15 protein-coding genes are annotated in these 16,263 nt (G+C 73.6%); 9 read left to right on the forward strand and 6 right to left on the reverse strand.

Going from position 1 to position 16,263, the window contains the following annotated elements:
• Positions 1 to 159: 159 nt before the first annotated feature.
• Complete coding sequence (locus tag IG64_RS37710; protein ID WP_051813414.1) at positions 160 to 1,017, forward strand: hypothetical protein; 858 nt, start codon at positions 160 to 162, stop codon at positions 1,015 to 1,017.
• A gap of 215 nt (positions 1,018 to 1,232) precedes the next feature.
• Here IG64_RS37710 and IG64_RS28520 read toward each other — a convergent pair whose 3' ends face one another.
• Both IG64_RS28520 and IG64_RS28525 read right to left on the reverse strand, forming a co-directional pair.
• Positions 1,233 to 2,363 (reverse strand): adenylate/guanylate cyclase domain-containing protein, encoded by a 1,131-nt coding sequence (locus IG64_RS28520; protein ID WP_037861379.1) that lies wholly within the window; start codon positions 2,361 to 2,363, stop codon positions 1,233 to 1,235.
• Positions 2,364 to 2,615: 252 nt separating this feature from the next.
• The gene (locus IG64_RS28525) at positions 2,616 to 3,509 is read right to left on the reverse strand and encodes a biotin--[acetyl-CoA-carboxylase] ligase (RefSeq protein WP_037861381.1); all 894 of its coding nucleotides are present in this window, start codon (positions 3,507 to 3,509) and stop codon (positions 2,616 to 2,618) included.
• Between the two features lie 111 nt (positions 3,510 to 3,620).
• On the opposite strand from IG64_RS28525, the gene IG64_RS28530 reads away from it, so the two are divergent.
• From IG64_RS28530 to IG64_RS28540, 4 genes are all read left to right on the forward strand, one after another.
• A complete protein-coding gene (locus IG64_RS28530; protein ID WP_037861383.1) occupies positions 3,621 to 5,216 on the forward strand; it encodes an acyl-CoA carboxylase subunit beta in 1,596 nt (531 codons plus the stop codon).
• A gap of 18 nt (positions 5,217 to 5,234) precedes the next feature.
• Positions 5,235 to 5,444 (forward strand): acyl-CoA carboxylase epsilon subunit, encoded by a 210-nt coding sequence (locus IG64_RS28535; protein ID WP_037861384.1) that lies wholly within the window; start codon positions 5,235 to 5,237, stop codon positions 5,442 to 5,444.
• A gap of 104 nt (positions 5,445 to 5,548) precedes the next feature.
• Positions 5,549 to 5,677 (forward strand): morphogenic membrane protein MmpB, encoded by a 129-nt coding sequence (gene mmpB, locus IG64_RS42910; RefSeq protein WP_267883417.1) that lies wholly within the window; start codon positions 5,549 to 5,551, stop codon positions 5,675 to 5,677.
• Between the two features lie 34 nt (positions 5,678 to 5,711).
• On the forward strand, positions 5,712 to 6,335 hold the full coding sequence (locus IG64_RS28540) for a Maf family protein (RefSeq protein WP_037861386.1): 624 nt from the start codon (positions 5,712 to 5,714) through the stop codon (positions 6,333 to 6,335).
• Between the two features lie 9 nt (positions 6,336 to 6,344).
• Here the strand turns inward: IG64_RS28540 and IG64_RS28545 are convergent, their stop codons facing one another.
• A complete protein-coding gene (locus IG64_RS28545) occupies positions 6,345 to 6,848 on the reverse strand; it encodes a hypothetical protein (RefSeq protein ID WP_037861410.1) in 504 nt (167 codons plus the stop codon).
• 373 nt (positions 6,849 to 7,221) lie between these two features.
• On the opposite strand from IG64_RS28545, the gene IG64_RS28550 reads away from it, so the two are divergent.
• Entirely contained in the window at positions 7,222 to 8,994 is a 1,773-nt protein-coding gene (locus IG64_RS28550; RefSeq protein ID WP_037861388.1) for an acetyl/propionyl/methylcrotonyl-CoA carboxylase subunit alpha, read from the forward strand.
• Positions 8,995 to 9,113: 119 nt separating this feature from the next.
• On the opposite strand, the gene IG64_RS28555 is transcribed toward IG64_RS28550, so the two are convergent.
• Entirely contained in the window at positions 9,114 to 10,082 is a 969-nt protein-coding gene (locus IG64_RS28555) for a DeoR/GlpR family DNA-binding transcription regulator (protein ID WP_078884273.1), read from the reverse strand.
• Positions 10,083 to 10,273: 191 nt separating this feature from the next.
• Positions 10,274 to 11,722, reverse strand: coding sequence for an NAD(P)H-quinone dehydrogenase (locus IG64_RS28560; RefSeq protein ID WP_037861393.1), 1,449 nt, complete (start codon positions 11,720 to 11,722; stop codon positions 10,274 to 10,276).
• A gap of 105 nt (positions 11,723 to 11,827) precedes the next feature.
• Between IG64_RS28560 and IG64_RS28565 the strand changes: the two genes are divergently transcribed.
• From IG64_RS28565 to IG64_RS28575, 3 genes are all read left to right on the forward strand, one after another.
• On the forward strand, positions 11,828 to 12,265 hold the full coding sequence (locus IG64_RS28565) for a gamma-glutamylcyclotransferase (RefSeq protein ID WP_037861394.1): 438 nt from the start codon (positions 11,828 to 11,830) through the stop codon (positions 12,263 to 12,265).
• A gap of 104 nt (positions 12,266 to 12,369) precedes the next feature.
• The gene (locus IG64_RS28570) at positions 12,370 to 13,194 is read left to right on the forward strand and encodes a purine-nucleoside phosphorylase (RefSeq protein ID WP_037861396.1); all 825 of its coding nucleotides are present in this window, start codon (positions 12,370 to 12,372) and stop codon (positions 13,192 to 13,194) included.
• 511 nt (positions 13,195 to 13,705) lie between these two features.
• Positions 13,706 to 15,337: a phospho-sugar mutase gene (locus IG64_RS28575; RefSeq protein WP_037861411.1), complete on the forward strand. Its 1,632-nt coding sequence runs from the start codon at positions 13,706 to 13,708 to the stop codon at positions 15,335 to 15,337.
• Between the two features lie 64 nt (positions 15,338 to 15,401).
• Here the strand turns inward: IG64_RS28575 and IG64_RS28580 are convergent, their stop codons facing one another.
• Entirely contained in the window at positions 15,402 to 16,121 is a 720-nt protein-coding gene (locus IG64_RS28580; RefSeq protein ID WP_037861397.1) for a PH domain-containing protein, read from the reverse strand.
• Positions 16,122 to 16,263 lie beyond the last annotated feature (142 nt).

Genomic DNA, 16,263 nt, shown 5'->3' on the forward strand with positions numbered 1-16,263 from the left:
CATCTCAGCCGCGCCCGTACGGGGAAAGGGGCTGCCTGTCGAGACCCGGCACCCCGTTCGAGTGACATTCCGGCCGCCCCGCGTGAAACCCCTGCGCCACCGCATAGCGTGCGTCCGCCACGGCGCAACGGGGGCGCGAGCGCATCGGGGAGGAGCGCGATGAGGACGGACACGGCCGGCACCGCACGGCAGGACGCCATAACCACCGGCGACCGCGACGTCGGCAGGCACCCGGGGAGCAGCACCTCGGGCGCCCCAGGTCCGGAAGACGGCACCCCCGACGGCGCAGATCCCCGAAGCAGCGCCCCCCGCGGCACAGGTCCGGAAGACGGCACCCCCGGCACCACGGATCCCGGCGCTGCCGCCCCTGACGGATCCGGCCGCCGCGCTCTCTTCCGGGGCCCGCGCCTGCGGGGGCGCCACCGCCGGCCCCGGCCGCGCCGGGTACTGCTCACCGCGGGCGCGCTGGCCCTCGCCGCCGGTGCGCTGAGCCTCGTACGCCTGACCCCGGAGTACGGGCACGGCGGTCCTGGGACCGCCGAGGCGGAGCCCTACCGGCACCCCGGTCAGGGCGGTACCACGGCCGCCCCGTCGTCCGGCGCCGCCCTCACCGCGACCGGCACGGCGAGGGCGGGGAAGGGTCCGTCCGCCCTGCCCTCCTCCGCGCTGCCCATGGGCGGCGTCGGCGCCGTGGCGGCTTTGGGCACCGCTCCCGCACCGCCCGCCTCCGGGCACGGCACGGGCCCGGCCCCGTCCACCGGCCCGGCGCAGACGGCGGGCGCCGCCGCGGCGGACCCCGCGTCACAGCGCCCCGAGACCACGCCCGCGCCGGGCGCTCCTGCTCACCCGCCGGCGCCCTCGGGCACGTCCCACGCCCCCGCCCCCCATCCCTCCACACCGGCACCCGCGCCGAGCACCCGCACCCCGGCACCCTCGCCGCCGTCGTCCGGCGGGGGCGGCGGGAGCGACGGAGACCTGTGCATCCCGGTCATCGGCGTGTGCGTCGGCCTCCGCTGACGTACACCCGGCACACAGCACAGCGGCCCACCGCCCGGCGCCGGCACCCGGCACCCGGCACCCGGCACATGAGGCTCGGCACGGACCGCCCACGGCCTGCCTCCCCGCACAGGACGCTCACGGCCTGACTCCGGCGCAGAACACTCGGAACCCGGAACCGGGACCGGGACCCGGGACCCGGCGCTCAGAACCCGGCGCTCAGCGCCTGGCCCCGTTCACTGGGCCGGCTCGGCCCGGCGGGTGAGCAGCCAGGGCTCGACCACGCCGAGTCCGCGCACCGGCCGCTGCCAGGTCGGCTGCAGGGCGAAGCGGTACACCGGCGGTTCCTCGCCCTCCTTCTCCGCAGCCTGGGCGGCCTCGGCCGCCTGCGCCTCGGAGGCGGGGGAATCGCCCGTGCGGATCAGTTCCTCGGCGAAGGCGCTGTCGACGAGCACGGCGTCACGCGGGGCTATGGACGTCAGCCGTGAGGCGAGGTTGACGGTGGTGCCGAACACATCGCCCATCCGGGTGGTCACCGTGCCGAACGCCATCCCGACCCTCAGCTCCGGCATCGTCTCGTCGTTCTCCATGGTCTCGACCAGCCGCAGCGCGATGTCCGCCGCCGTTCCCGCGTCGTCGGCGGCGTACAGCACCTCGTCACCGAGCGTCTTGATCAGCCGCCCGCCGCGCGCGGCCACCAGGTCGGCGGCGGTCGTCTCGAAGGCCTCGACCAGCTCGCCCAGCTCCTCCTCCTCCATCCGGCGGGTCAGCCGGGTGAAGCCGACGAGGTCGGCGAAGCCGACGGCCAGGCGCCGGTCGACCATCTCCTCGTCGTCGGCGACCTGCACGACCCGCCCGGCGGAGGCGGCGAGCTGCCGCCGCCAGACGTAGACGAGGAACTCCTCCAGCTCGGGCAGGAGCAGCTCGACGATCGGGTACGTCACCTCGGTGCGCGTCATGCCCGGCTCGGGCGGCTCGGTCAGCCCCTCCAGGAAGGAGTCGATCTGCCACTCGGCCAGCCGGGCGGTGGTCTGCCCCGTGGACCGGGCCACCTGCACGGCCATGGCCTCGCTGAGCAGCCCGGCCTCGACCAGACCGGCGAGCCGGCGCAGCGCCAGGACGTCGGCCTCGGTCAGCGCCTTGGCCTGGCCGATGTCGGCGAAGCCCATGGCCCGCCAGAAGCGCGAGGCCAGCTCCATGGAGACGCCGGCGCTGCGGGCCGCCTGAAAGGGGGTGTAGCGCCGTTCCGCGCCCAGGATGAGCTGTTCGAGACGGAGCGCGAGCGGGTCCTCGCCGGAGTCGGCGGCCTGGGGATCCACCCGGCCGTCCGCGTCCTGCGCACCCGAGCCCGTGTCGTCGACGGTCACGCCTGCTGCCCTTCCGATCTGTCACGGTCAGGTATCGACCGGCCTCAACTCTACGGCAGGTGTGCGCCAGCTCACTCCGTCACAGCGGACCGCGCAGGGAGCTGAGCTGGGCCGTCGCCCGCCCGGCGGCAGGGAGCGCGCGCCTCGCGCGCCGGCCGTCCACGGGCCACGGGAGCGTACGCCGGCCGCCCGTCCCGGCGGCGGGGCGCAGGCGCGCCGGGGCCGCCCGCCCGTCCCGCACCCCCTTTCCGCTCAGGCCGGCCGCAGATGGACGATGTCGCCCGCGCCCACCGGCTCCTGCACGCCGTTCTCCGTGGCCAGGACGAGCCTGCCGTCGCCGTCCACCGCGACCGCCTCGCCGACCACCGACCGGTCGCCCGGCAGCTCGGCGCGCACCTTACGTCCCAGGGTCGCGCACCCCGCCGCGTACGTCTCCTGCAGACCCGCGGCGGCCGGGTCGCCCCCCGCCTCCCGCCAGCGGCCGTACCACTCCTCCAGCGAGCGCAGCACCGCGCGCAGCAGCGGGTCGCGGTCCGTGCTCACGGCCCCCGCCAGGGCCAGGGAGCCCGCCTGCGGGACCGGCAGTTCGTCCTCGCGCAGGGTGACGTTGACGCCGACGCCGAGGACCACCCCGCCGTCCCCGGCCCCTTCCGCCAGGATGCCGCCGGCCTTGCGTTCCTCGTGGCCGACGGTCACCAGCAGGTCGTTGGGCCACTTCAGCGCCGTGTCGACACCGGCGGAGCGGGACAGTCCGGTGGCGACCGCCACGCCGGTGAGCAACGGCAGCCAGCCCCAGCGGGCCACCGGCACCTCGGCCGGCCGCAGCAGCACCGAGAAGAACAGCCCGGAGCGGGCCGGGGCGCTCCACCGGCGGTCCAGGCGGCCGCGCGCGGCGGTCTGCTCCTCGGCGACGAGGACGGCGCCCTCGGCCGCCTCCCCCGCCTCCGCCCGGGCCACCAGGTCCGCGTTGGTGGAGCCGGTGCGCTGCACCACCTGCACCTCGGTCCACAGGCCGCCCTCACGCACCAGTCCGCGGCGCAGTGCCGCGGCGTTCAGGGGCGGGCGGTCGAGGTCGGACCAGCGGCTTCCGCGCGCCGGGTCGCCGGGCTTGCCGTGGCTGTCGTCTGCTGCATCTCGCGGCGTCATGCAACCCACCCTAGGTGTGGGAAACGCCGCACTGCCGAACGGTGGGGGCCCCATTAGTCTACGGATGAGTAACCGTCCCCCCTTTTGAGCAGGCAGGGAGCCGCGATCCCGATGTCCGAGCCGGAAGAGCGCCAAGAGATCGACATCCACACCACCGCGGGCAAACTCGCGGATCTCCAGCGGCGCATCGAGGAAGCGACGCACGCGGGTTCGGAGCGGGCCGTGGAGAAACAGCACGCCAAGGGCAAGCTGACGGCCCGTGAGCGGATCGAACTCCTGCTGGACGAGGACTCGTTCGTGGAGCTGGACGAGTTCGCCCGGCACCGCTCCACGAACTTCGGCCTGGAGGCGAACCGGCCCTACGGCGACGGTGTGGTCACCGGCTACGGCACGGTCGACGGCCGTCCGGTGGCCGTCTTCTCCCAGGACTTCACCGTCTTCGGCGGCGCGCTGGGCGAGACGTACGGGCAGAAGATCTGCAAGGTGATGGACTTCGCGCTGAAGACCGGCTGCCCGGTCATCGGCATCAACGACTCCGGCGGCGCCCGCATCCAGGAGGGCGTGGCCTCGCTCGGCGCGTACGGCGAGATCTTCCGCCGCAACACCCACGCCTCCGGTGTCGTCCCGCAGATCAGCCTGGTCGTCGGCCCGTGCGCGGGCGGCGCGGTGTACTCGCCCGCGATCACCGACTTCACGGTCATGGTCGACCAGACCAGCCACATGTTCATCACCGGCCCGGACGTGATCAAGACGGTGACCGGTGAGGACGTCGGCTTCGAGGAGCTGGGCGGCGCCCGCACCCACAACTCCGCCTCGGGCGTGGCCCACCACATGGCCGCCGACGAGAAGGACGCCGTCGAGTACGTCAAGCAGCTGCTGTCGTACCTGCCGTCCAACAACCTCTCCGAGCCGCCCGTCTTCCCCGAGCAGGCCGATCTGACGGTCAGCGACGAGGACCGCGAGCTGGACGTGATCGTCCCGGACTCGGCGAACCAGCCCTACGACATGCACACCGTCGTGGAACACGTCCTGGACGACGCCGAGTTCTTCGAGACGCAGCCGCTGTTCGCCCCGAACATCCTTACCGGCTACGGCCGCGTCGAGGGGCACCCGGTGGGCATCGTCGCCAACCAGCCGATGCAGTTCGCCGGCTGCCTGGACATCGACGCCTCCGAGAAGGCCGCGCGTTTCGTGCGCACCTGCGACGCCTTCAACATCCCGGTGCTCACCTTCGTGGACGTGCCCGGGTTCCTGCCCGGTGTCGGCCAGGAGCACGAGGGCATCATCCGCCGCGGCGCCAAGCTGATCTTCGCCTACGCCGAGGCGACGGTCCCGCTGATCACGGTCATCACCCGCAAGGCCTTCGGCGGCGCCTACGACGTGATGGGCTCCAAGCACCTGGGCGCCGACCTGAACCTGGCCTGGCCCACCGCCCAGATCGCCGTCATGGGCGCCCAGGGCGCGGTCAACATCCTGCACCGCCGCACCATCGCAGACGCCGGTGACGACGCCGACGCCACCCGCGCCCGCCTGATCCAGGAGTACGAGGACGCGCTGCTCAACCCCTACGTCGCCGCCGAACGCGGTTACGTGGACGCCGTGATCATGCCGTCCGACACCCGGGCCCACATCGTCCGCGGCCTGCGTCAACTGCGCACCAAGCGGGAATCCCTGCCTCCGAAGAAGCACGGCAACATCCCCCTCTGAGCCCTGTAAGGAGCCGCTGTGACCATCAAGGTCCTACGAGGCAACCCCACCCCGGAGGAGCTGGCCGCCGCACTGGCGGTGGTCCGGGCGCGCGCCGCGGCGGCGGCCGTCCAGCCGTCCGGCGCGCCCGGCCCCCGGGACTCCTGGGCCGACCCGTCCCGCATCGCAGCCCGCCGCAGCCCCCGTCCGGGCCCGGCGGCCTGGACACGGACGTACTGGCCCGGCTGACCGCGCGGCGCGGCCCGCCCGCGGGCACCGCGCGGGCCGGGCCGGCACCAACTTGAGTACGCGTACTCAGGCGCCGGCCCCGCCCCCGGCCGGACCATCGAGGAATGCTGTGGTCCGACCCCGAGAACGAGCCTCCGAAGGAACTGCGCGACATGCAGGCGATGTTGCGGCGGCTCGGTGTTCTCATGGCGCTGGCCATGGTGGTGGCGATGTTCGCGATCGGGCTGAGGTGAGCGCGACCGCGGGCCCCGCCGATACCCTGACCGCATGACTGACCAGCCGCGCCGCCGACTCGTGCTCGCCTCCCAGTCCCCCGCCCGGCTCGGGCTGCTCCGGCAGGCCGGGCTGGACCCGGAGGTGATCGTGAGCGGGGTCGACGAGGACGCGATCACCGCCCCCACCCCCGCCGAGCTGGCGCTGGCCCTCGCCGAGGCGAAGGCCTCCGTGGTGGCGGCCCGCCCGGAGGTCAAGGGCGCCCTGGTGATCGGCTGCGACTCGGTGCTCGACCTCGACGGCCGGGCGCTCGGCAAGCCCGCCGACGCGGAGGAGGCCGTCGCCCGCTGGAAGGCGATGCGCGGCCGGGCCGGCACCCTCCAGACCGGGCACTGCGTCTGGGACACGGCGACCGGCCGCCACACCTCGGCCACCGCCTCCACCGTGGTCCGCTTCGGGGAGCCGACGGACGAGGAGGTCGCCGCGTACGTCGCCTCCGGCGAGCCCCTCCACGTGGCCGGCGCCTTCACCCTGGACGGCCGCTCGGCCCCGTTCATCGACGGCATCGACGGCGACCACGGCAACGTCATCGGCCTCAGCCTGCCCCTGGTGCGGCGGCTGCTGGCGGAACTGGGCGTGGGCATCACCGCGTTGTGGGCGCCGCCCCGGGAGAGCTGAGCAGGCCGCTCAGGGGGCCGTGGGCCCGGCCCCGGGAGCCGCCGGAGCGGAGCCGTGCGGGCCGCCCACGGGGCCGCTCGCCGGCGCGTCCGGCCGCGGCCCGGGCCGCTCCTCCTCCGCCTCCCCCTGGTCGTAGGTCATCAGGAGCAGCACGATCAGTGCCAGTACGACGATCATGGACAGGAACGCCGTCCAGCCCAGCAGACCCCACGCGAAGGCGCCCAGCAGCGCGTGCACCACGGCCGCGCTGATCAGCAGCACCCGCCCGAACCCGGCCGGGCGGCGGCCGCGCACGGCGACGAGCAGGGCGACCAGGGCGCACAGGGCGAGGTAGAGGCCGAAGACCACTCCGCCGATCTTCGAGGACGTCGACATCACGTTCGAGTCCAGACCGGCCAGGGACATCCGCTGCCGGTGGACGACCTCACCGAGGAGCCAGTTCACCGCCGCGAAGCCGAGCGCCTCCGCGAAGAGCACGACCGCCACGACCCATGCCACCGGTCTGCGCACCACCGGTTCCACCCACTTCCGACCGCCGCTCCACCCGGAGCCCTGTTACCGCCAGTACCGTCAGACAGCGCGAACGCTACTAACGGGTAAACCTGGGGACAAGGGTTCTGCCGAGGGCAAAGATTCATTGGGCCATTCGTAGGGACTCCACAAAGAAACGAAGTGGGCCGCAGCACGCTCTCACAGAGACCTTGACCACACCGTGGGGCTAGGGTTTTCCGCAGGAGCCCTGCGTACCGAGGTGCGACTAGGGCTTTCGCGGGTCGAGCGAGCCTCGAATCACGCTCCGTGTGGGCAAGCTCACCATTGGGGACGGGTCGAAGTGCCGTGTCGGCAGTCCCTAAACTCGGCTTGTTTCAAGGAGGGAGCCTCAATCGTGCGCAAGGTGCTCATCGCCAACCGTGGCGAAATCGCTGTCCGCGTGGCCCGGGCCTGCCGGGACGCCGGAATCGCGAGCGTGGCCGTCTACGCGGACCCGGACCGGGACGCTCTGCATGTCCGCGCCGCTGACGAGGCGTTCGCCCTGGGCGGTGACACCCCCGCCACCAGCTACCTGGACATCGACAAGGTCCTCAAGGCAGCCAAGGAGTCCGGCGCGGACGCCGTCCACCCCGGCTACGGCTTCCTCTCGGAGAACGCCGAGTTCGCCCAGGCCGTACTGGACGCCGACCTGATCTGGATCGGCCCGCCGCCGCACGCCATCCGCGACCTCGGTGACAAGGTCGCCGCCCGGCACATCGCCCAGCGCGCCGGCGCTCCCCTGGTCGCCGGCACCTCCGACCCGGTCTCCGGCGCCGACGAGGTCGTGGCCTTCGCCGAGGAGCACGGCCTGCCGATCGCCATCAAGGCGGCCTTCGGCGGCGGCGGCCGCGGCCTCAAGGTCGCCCGCACCCTCGAAGAGGTCCCCGAGCTGTACGACTCGGCGGTCCGCGAGGCGGTGGCCGCCTTCGGCCGCGGCGAGTGCTTCGTCGAGCGGTACCTCGACCGTCCGCGCCACGTCGAGACCCAGTGCCTGGCCGACAAGCACGGCAACGTCGTGGTGGTCTCCACCCGCGACTGCTCCCTGCAGCGCCGCCACCAGAAGCTGGTGGAGGAGGCCCCGGCGCCGTTCCTGAGCGAGGCCCAGGTCGCCGAGCTGTACCGCGCCTCCAAGGCCATCCTCAAGGAGGCCGGCTACGAAGGCGCCGGTACCTGCGAGTTCCTCGTCGGCCAGGACGGGACGATCTCCTTCCTGGAGGTCAACACGCGCCTCCAGGTCGAGCACCCGGTCACCGAGGAGGTCGCCGGCATCGACCTGGTCCGCGAGATGTTCCGCATCGCCGACGGCGAGGAACTGGGCTACGACGACCCGCAGCTGCGCGGCCACTCCTTCGAGTTCCGCATCAACGGCGAGGACCCGGGCCGCAACTTCCTGCCCGCCCCCGGCACCGTCACCCGCTTCGACGCCCCCACGGGCCCCGGTGTCCGCCTCGACGCCGGTGTCGAGGCCGGCAGCGTGATCGGCCCGGCCTGGGACTCCCTGCTGGCCAAGCTGATCGTCACCGGGCGCACCCGCAAGGAGGCCCTGGAGCGCGCCTCCCGCGCCCTGGAGGAGTTCCAGGTCGAGGGCATGGCCACCGCGATCCCGTTCCACCGCAAGGTCGTCACCGACCCGGCCTTCGCCCCGGAACTGACCGGCTCCGAGGACCCCTTCACGGTCCACACCCGCTGGATCGAGACCGAGTTCACCAACGACATCAAGCCCTTCACCGCTGCGGCCGACACGGACGCCGACGAGGAGTCCGGCCGCGAGACGGTCGTCGTCGAGGTCGGCGGCAAGCGCCTGGAGGTCTCCCTGCCCTCCTCCCTCGGCATGAGCCTGGCCCGCACCGGCCTGGCCGCGGGCGCCAAGCCCAAGCGCCGCGCGGCGAAGAAGTCCGGGCCCGTCGCCTCCGGTGACACGCTCGCCTCCCCGATGCAGGGCACGATCGTCAAGATCGCCGTGGAGGAGGGTCAGGAGGTCAAGGAGGGCGACCTGATCGTCGTCCTGGAAGCCATGAAGATGGAGCAGCCCCTCAACGCCCACAAGAACGGCACCGTCAAGGGACTCACCGCCGAGGTCGGCGCCTCCCTCACCTCCGGCGCCGCGATCTGCGAGATCAAGGACTGACACCCGCGGCACACGACAGGCGCCCGGCGGCCCGCGACGAGCGGGTGGCCGGGCGCCTGTCCCATGAGGGGCCGCCCGGGGCCGGTCAGTGCCTCACGGCCTCCGGCCCCGGCGGGCGCTCACCGGCGCCGCAGGTCCGCGACCCGGGCCGCCCGCTCGGCACCCGCCGACTGGTCCTGGCCGCCCAGTCCCGTGGCGCGCAGGGTGGCGGCCGGACCCGTGACCTGGCCGCGGCGCGGGCCGGGCAGCGGGACGTCCCGGCGGCGCTCGCCGCGGGCCGGGGCCTGCTCGCCCACGGGGTTTCCCGCAGGCCCTGCCACGGCGATCTGCACGCCCTGATCGGCCAGGGCCTGCAGTTCGGTGCCCGCGCGGTCGTCGTGGGCGGGCGGCTCGTCCGTCACCAGGCGGGTGATGAACTCGGTCGGGACGGTCTGGAACATGGTGTCCGCGCCCAGCTTGGTGTGGTCGGCGAGGACGACGACCTCCGCGGCGGCCTGGACGAGGGCGCGGTCGACGGAGGCCGACAGCATGTTGGAGGTGGACAGCCCGCGTTCGGCGGTCAGCCCGCTCCCCGACAGGAACGCCCTGGACACCCGCAGCCCCTGCAGCGACTGCTCGGCACCCGACCCGACGAGGGCGTAGTTGGAGCCGCGCAGCGTGCCGCCGGTCATCACGACCTCCACGCGGTTGGCGTGGGCGAGGGCCTGGGCGACCAGCAGCGAGTTGGTGACCACGGTCAGCCCGGGGATCCGGGCGAGCCGGCGGGCCAGCTCCTGGGTGGTCGTACCGGCCCCGACGACGATGGCCTCGCCTTCTTCGACGAGACCCGCGGCGAGGTCGGCGATGGCCGTCTTCTCCGCGGTCGCGAGGTGCGACTTCTGCGGGAAGCCGGACTCGCGGGTGAACCCGCCCGGCAGTACCGCACCGCCGTGCCGGCGGTCGAGGAGTCCTTCCGCCTCCAGTGCCCGCACGTCCCGCCGTACGGTCACTTCGGAGGTCTGGACGACACGGGCGAGTTCACGGAGCGACACCGCACCGTTCGCTCGCACCATTTCGAGGATGAGTTGGCGACGTTCAGCAGCGAACACGAAACTGACAGTAACCCCAGCGACCGTCTGCTTTCAGCAGTTTGCACCGAATAACAGAAGTTGTTCGCAAGGTGGCAGGGGGAGTGGTATAAGCCGTAGTCCATCCGCCTATGCCGCGCGCATGGTCCGCAACTCCCCGTACAGGGCGGGGAGTCGGATCCGGCCGCAGCCCGGAGCCCTCCCCGCCGCCCTCACGCCTCGCCGGCCGACTTGCGCCCGTGCAGCTGCCGGGCCACCTCGGCGATCGACCCCGACAGAGAGGGGTACACGGTGAAGGCGTTCGCGATCTGTTCGACCGTCAGGTTGTTGTCGACGGCGATCGAGATGGGGTGGATCAGTTCCGAGGCGCGCGGCGCCACGACCACACCGCCGACCACGATGCCCGTACCGGGACGGCAGAAGATCTTGACGAAGCCGTCCCGGATGCCCTGCATCTTGGCGCGCGGGTTGCGCAGCAGGGGCAGCTTCACACAGCGGGCGTCGATCTTGCCGGCGTCCACGTCGGCCTGGCTGTAGCCGACGGTGGCGATCTCGGGGTCGGTGAAGACGTTGGAGGAGACGGTCTTCAGGTTCAGCGGGGCCACCGCGTCGCCGAGGAAGTGGTACATGGCGATACGTCCCTGCATCGCCGCCACCGACGCCAGCGCGAAGACACCGGTCACGTCACCGGCCGCGTAGACGCCCGGAGCCGTCGTCCGCGACACCTTGTCCGTCCAGATGTGCCCGGAGTCGCGCAGCCTGACGCCGGCCTCCTCCAGACCGAGCCCCGCGCTGTTGGGGATGGCGCCGACGGCCATCAGGCAGTGGGAACCGGTGATGACCCGGCCGTCGGCCAGCGTCACCTCCACCCGGTCCCCGACCCGCTTGGCCGCGGCGGCGCGCGAGCGGGCCATGACGTTCATGCCGCGGCGCCGGAAGACGTCCTCCAGGACGGCCGCCGCGTCCGGGTCCTCGCCGGGCAGCACGCGGTCGCGGGAGGACACCAGCGTGACCTTGGACCCCAGTGCCTGGTAGGCGCCCGCGAACTCGGCGCCGGTGACGCCCGAGCCCACCACGATGAGTTCCTCGGGCAGCTCGGTGAGGTCGTAGACCTGGGTCCAGTTGAGGATGCGCTCGCCGTCGGGCTGCGCGTCGGGCACCTCGCGGGGGTGGCCGCCGGTCGCGATCAGCACCGCGTCCGCGGTGAGCGTCTCCTCGCTGCCGTCGGCCGTGGTGACGACGACCTTGCGCGACCCGTCCAGGGCCTGCATGCCCTCGAGCCGTCCGCGGCCGCGCATGACCCGGGCGCCCGCGCGCGTCACGGACGCGGTGATGTCGTGCGACTGGGCGAGCGCGAGCCGCTTGACCCTCCGGTTGACCTTCCCCAGGTCGACCCCGACGACCCGGGCGGCCTGCTCCAGCGGCGGGGTGTCGTCGGCCACGATGATCCCCAGCTCCTCGTACGAGGAGTCGAAGGTGGTCATCACCTCGGCCGTGGCGATCAGGGTCTTCGACGGCACGCAGTCGGTCAGCACCGACGCTCCGCCCAGACCGTCGCAGTCGACGACGGTCACCTCCGCGCCGAGCTGAGCGGCCACCAGCGCCGCTTCGTATCCGCCGGGTCCGCCACCGATGATCACGATCCGAGTCACGTACTCCATTGTCCCGCACTCCTCAAGATGCTCCTCCCCGGGGGCACCGCCGGGTGCGGGAGAGGGCTTCCGCCCCGGATGAGCCGCCCGCGCCGCTGCCGTACTCTTCGACGCATGTCGCTCTACGCCGCGTACGCCGGCAATCTCGACGCGCGGCTGATGTCCCGCCGCGCTCCGCACTCGCCGCTGCGCGCGACGGGCTGGCTGAACGGCTGGCGGCTGACCTTCGGCGGCGAGCATCTGGGCTGGGAGGGCGCCCTGGCGACCCTGGTCGAGGACCCGATCTCCCAGGTCTTCGTCGCGCTCTACGACATCGCCCCGATGGACGAGGAGTCCCTGGACCGCTGGGAGGGCGTCGGCATGGACATCTACCGGCGCACGCGTGTGCGCGTGCACACCCTGGAGGGTGAGGAGAAGGCCTGGGCGTACGTCCTCGACGCCTACGAGGGCGGTCTGCCCTCCGCCCGCTACCTGGGCGAGATCGCGGACGCGGCCGAGTCCGCCGGAGCCCCGCACGACTACGTGATGGAACTGCGCAAGCGCCCCTGCTGAGGACGCCGGCACCGGGGCCTTGTCGGAAACGACAAGGCAACGATCCCGTTCCCGTGAGCTCCGTCATCTACGCGCGTAGGCGAATTCCGGCTACCCTCGTCCGCGTGAACGCTTCTCTTCTTCCGGACGACATCCAGGGCGACCCCTACGCCGCCGCCGACGCCGCCGCCGCGCGCCTGCGGGAACTCACCGGCGCGGAGACCCACGACGTCGCCCTCGTGATGGGCTCCGGCTGGGCACCGGCCGTCGACGCCCTGGGCACCCCCGACGCCGAGTTCCAGGTCACCGAGCTGCCCGGCTTCCCGCCGCCGGCGGTCCAGGGTCACGGTGGCAGGATCCGCTCGTACAGCACGGGCTCCAAGCGGGCCCTGGTCTTCCTGGGCCGCACCCACTACTACGAGGGTCACGGCGTGGCCGCCGTCGCCCACGGCGTGCGCACCGCCGTCGCGGCCGGCGTCAAGACGATGATCCTCACCAACGGCTGCGGCGGCCTGCGCGAAGGGATGCGCCCCGGCCAGCCGGTGCTGATCAGCGACCACATCAACCTGACCGCCACCTCCCCGATCGTCGGCGCCAACTTCGTCGACCTGACCGACCTGTACAGCCCGCGCCTGCGCGCCCTGTGCAAGGAGGTCGACCCCACCCTGGAGGAGGGCGTCTACGCCCAGTTCCCCGGCCCGCACTACGAGACGCCCGCCGAGATCCGCATGGCCCGCGTCATCGGCGCGGACCTGGTCGGCATGTCCACGGTCCTGGAGGCGATCGCCGCCCGCGAGGCCGGCGCCGAGGTCCTCGGCATCTCCCTGGTGACCAACCTCGCCGCCGGCATGACGGGCGAACCCCTCAACCACGAGGAGGTCCTCCAGGCGGGCCGCGACAGCGCCACCCGCATGGGCTCCCTGCTGGCCCAGGTCCTGGACCGCCTGTAATCACCCGCCGTGGCCCCACGGCGAGGGACCGGTCCAGGACGGCGCCGCACCCGAGCACGAGGGCGAGGGACGACGCCCCACTGGCCCGCACTCACGCACGACGGCGAGGAAACGGCCCACGACGGCACCGCACCCGCACACGAGGGCGAGGGACGATGCCACAGTGGGCCTGCCCCGCAGCCGCGTACGGCGGCGAGGGGACGTGCCGGGGGGTGGCCGCCCGCAGCGGTTGGCGCGTCAACCCGGGCACTGTGAACAAGTGACCGATTCCGCGCCGTTCCGAGGACGGACACCCCCCGGCGCGGCCCCGCCCCACCCCTCACCGCACGCGTGGCGCGCACCCCCGCCCCCAGCACGGGCCGCCGCAGGCACCCCACACCGCCACCCCCCGCACCACCCCTCACAAGCCCCCCCGCACCGCGCACCCAGCACCTCACCGCGCAGCGCGCCGCAGGCACCCCGCACCACCGACGACACGAGAGGCTGACCCGACGTGCACGACGACGACCTCATGGCCCGGGCCGAGGCATGGCTCGCCGAGGACCCCGACGCGGACACCCGCGCGGAACTCGCCGCGCTCATCGCCGCCGGCGACACGGCCGAGCTGACGGCACGCTTCGCCGGCACCCTCCAGTTCGGCACCGCCGGCCTCCGCGGTGAACTGGGCGCGGGCCCCCTGCGCATGAACCGCTCCGTGGTCATCCGCGCCGCCGCAGGCCTCGCCGCGTACCTGAAGAAGCAGGGCACCCCCCACGGGGACGACACGGCCGGCCTCGTCGTCATCGGCTACGACGCCCGCCACAAGTCGGCGGACTTCGCCCGCGACACCGCCGCCGTCATGACGGGCGCCGGCCTGCGCGCGGCCGTGCTCCCCCGCCCCCTGCCCACCCCCGTCCTCGCCTTCGCCGTCCGGCACCTCGGCGCGGTCGCGGGCGTGGAGGTCACCGCCAGTCACAACCCGCCCCGCGACAACGGCTACAAGGTGTACCTGGGCGACGGCTCCCAGATCGTCCCGCCCGCGGACGCGCAGATCGCGGCGGAGATCGACGCGATCACCACCCTCACCGCGGTCCCCCGCCCCGACACCGGCTGGGAGACGCTCGGCGAGGACGTCCTGGAGGCCTACCTGGCCCGTACGGACGCCGTCCTCGCCCAGGGCTCCCCCCGCACGGCCCGCACCGTCTACACGGCGATGCACGGCGTCGGCAAGGAGACCCTGCTCGCCGCCTTCGCCCGCGCGGGCTTCCCCGCGCCCGCCCTGGTCGCCGAGCAGGCCGACCCGGACCCGGACTTCCCGACCGTCGCCTTCCCCAACCCGGAAGAGCCCGGCGCGATGGACCTGGCCTTCGCCAAGGCCCGCGAGACCGGCCCCGACCTGGTCATCGCCAACGACCCGGACGCGGACCGCTGCGCGGCGGCCGTGAAGGACGGCGCGGACTGGCGCATGCTGCGCGGCGACGAGGTGGGCGCGCTGCTCGCCGCCCACCTGGTCGCCCGCGGCGCGCACGGCACCTTCGCGGAGTCGATCGTCTCCTCCTCGCTGCTCGGCCGCATCGCCGGGAAGGCGGGCCTGCCCTACGAGGAGACCCTCACCGGCTTCAAGTGGATCGCCCGCGTGGAGGGCCTGCGCTACGGCTACGAGGAGGCCCTCGGCTACTGCGTGGACCCGGAGGGCGTGCGTGACAAGGACGGCATCACCGCCGCCCTGCTGATCACGGAGCTGGCCTCCCGGCTCAAGGAGGAGGGCCGCACCCTCCTGGACCTCCTCGACGACCTCGCGGTGGAGCACGGCCTGCACGCCACGGACCAGCTCTCGGTCCGCGTGCAGGACCTCTCCCTGATCGCCGACGCGATGCGCCGCCTGCGCGAGCAGCCCCCGACCGCACTGGCGGGCCTGCCCGTCACCCGCGCCGAGGACCTGACGCAGGGCACGGAGGAGCTGCCGCCGACCGACGGCCTGCGCTACACCCTGGACGGTGCCCGGGTCATCGTCCGCCCGTCGGGCACCGAACCGAAGCTGAAGTGCTACCTGGAGGTGGTGGTCCCGGTCGCCGACCGCGCCGGCCTCACGGCGGCCCGGGAGAAGGCCGCCGGGCTGCTGGCGGCGATCAAGCGCGACCTGTCCGCGGCGGCGGGCATCTGACGAGACAGCGGGCCCCGGCCGAAGCCGGGGCCCGCTGTGCCGTACCGGGGCTCTGCGGCGCCCGTCAGCCCACGGCCAGCAGGATCGCCAGGACCACCGCGCCGGCCAGCGCCGGCCCCGCGATCTCGTAGGCCCAGCGGACCGTCACCTCGCCCTGCGCGCTCTCGGCGTGCGCGCGGGACTCCTGCAGTTCGCGCAGGTCGTTCATGAACTGGTCGCCCTCCGCCCGGATGGGCCCGCCGGCGCCCGCTCCGCCCCCGGCCCTCGGGGCGCCCCCCGCGACACCCCCGAGCCCGCCGACGGATCCCCGGCCGAAGAGCCCGCCGCGGCCGGTGGCCCCGGGCTCCCCCGCGGCGGCGGCCCGCGCCTCCTGCCGGGCCGCCCGCTTGCGCGCCCGCAGCGACACGGGCACGGCCCAGAGCTGGTACTTCGCGCCGGACGCGGCGATCACCTCGTTGGAGTACCCCGAGCGCAGGCCCGCGACCTGGCTCCAGGGCAGCACGATCACGCGGAAGGGGTTGCGTACGCGCAGCCGGTCGGCGTCGGCGTACACGGCGGGCCGGAAGGTGAAGGCGATCACGAGCGGCACGGTGAGGATCATCCCGGCCAGCGCCAGCCACGGCGTGCGGCCACTGCCGCTGAACATCGCGTCGAGACCCAGCCACAGGATGATGGCGAGCAGGAGGACACCGCCCGCGATGGCGCCGGACGACCGGCGGACCCGGTCCTGGAACTCGGGGGCCGGCGGCTGCGGCGCGGGGGACTCGTGCTCGGGCGTCGTCATGGCCCCGATTGTGCCCGACCCCGCCCCCCGCACCACGCTCCCCCCGCACCCGCACCCGCACCCGCGACCGCCCGCCCCGCGCACCGCCCTCCCCCACCGCAGCGACCGCTGTCTCTTATACACATCTGACGCTGCCGACGAC

The sequence above is a fragment of the Streptomyces sp. NRRL S-340 genome, from assembly GCF_000720185.1.
Classification (GTDB): domain Bacteria; phylum Actinomycetota; class Actinomycetes; order Streptomycetales; family Streptomycetaceae; genus Streptomyces.

Excerpts from the sequence above, each read along its gene's own strand:
- IG64_RS28575 (WP_037861411.1), top strand. The coding sequence starts at position 13,706 with ATGGCCCGGGCCGAGGCATGGCTCGCCGAGGACCCCGACGCGGACACC.
- IG64_RS28525 (WP_037861381.1), bottom strand. The coding sequence starts at position 3,509 with ATGACGCCGCGAGATGCAGCAGACGACAGCCACGGCAAGCCCGGCGAC.
- IG64_RS28565 (WP_037861394.1), top strand. The coding sequence starts at position 11,828 with ATGTCGCTCTACGCCGCGTACGCCGGCAATCTCGACGCGCGGCTGATG.
- IG64_RS28530 (WP_037861383.1), top strand. The coding sequence starts at position 3,621 with ATGTCCGAGCCGGAAGAGCGCCAAGAGATCGACATCCACACCACCGCG.
- IG64_RS37710 (WP_051813414.1), top strand. The coding sequence starts at position 160 with ATGAGGACGGACACGGCCGGCACCGCACGGCAGGACGCCATAACCACC.
- mmpB (WP_267883417.1), top strand. The coding sequence starts at position 5,549 with ATGCTGTGGTCCGACCCCGAGAACGAGCCTCCGAAGGAACTGCGCGAC.
- IG64_RS28580 (WP_037861397.1), bottom strand. The coding sequence starts at position 16,121 with ATGACGACGCCCGAGCACGAGTCCCCCGCGCCGCAGCCGCCGGCCCCC.
- IG64_RS28560 (WP_037861393.1), bottom strand. The coding sequence starts at position 11,722 with ATGGAGTACGTGACTCGGATCGTGATCATCGGTGGCGGACCCGGCGGA.
- IG64_RS28540 (WP_037861386.1), top strand. The coding sequence starts at position 5,712 with ATGACTGACCAGCCGCGCCGCCGACTCGTGCTCGCCTCCCAGTCCCCC.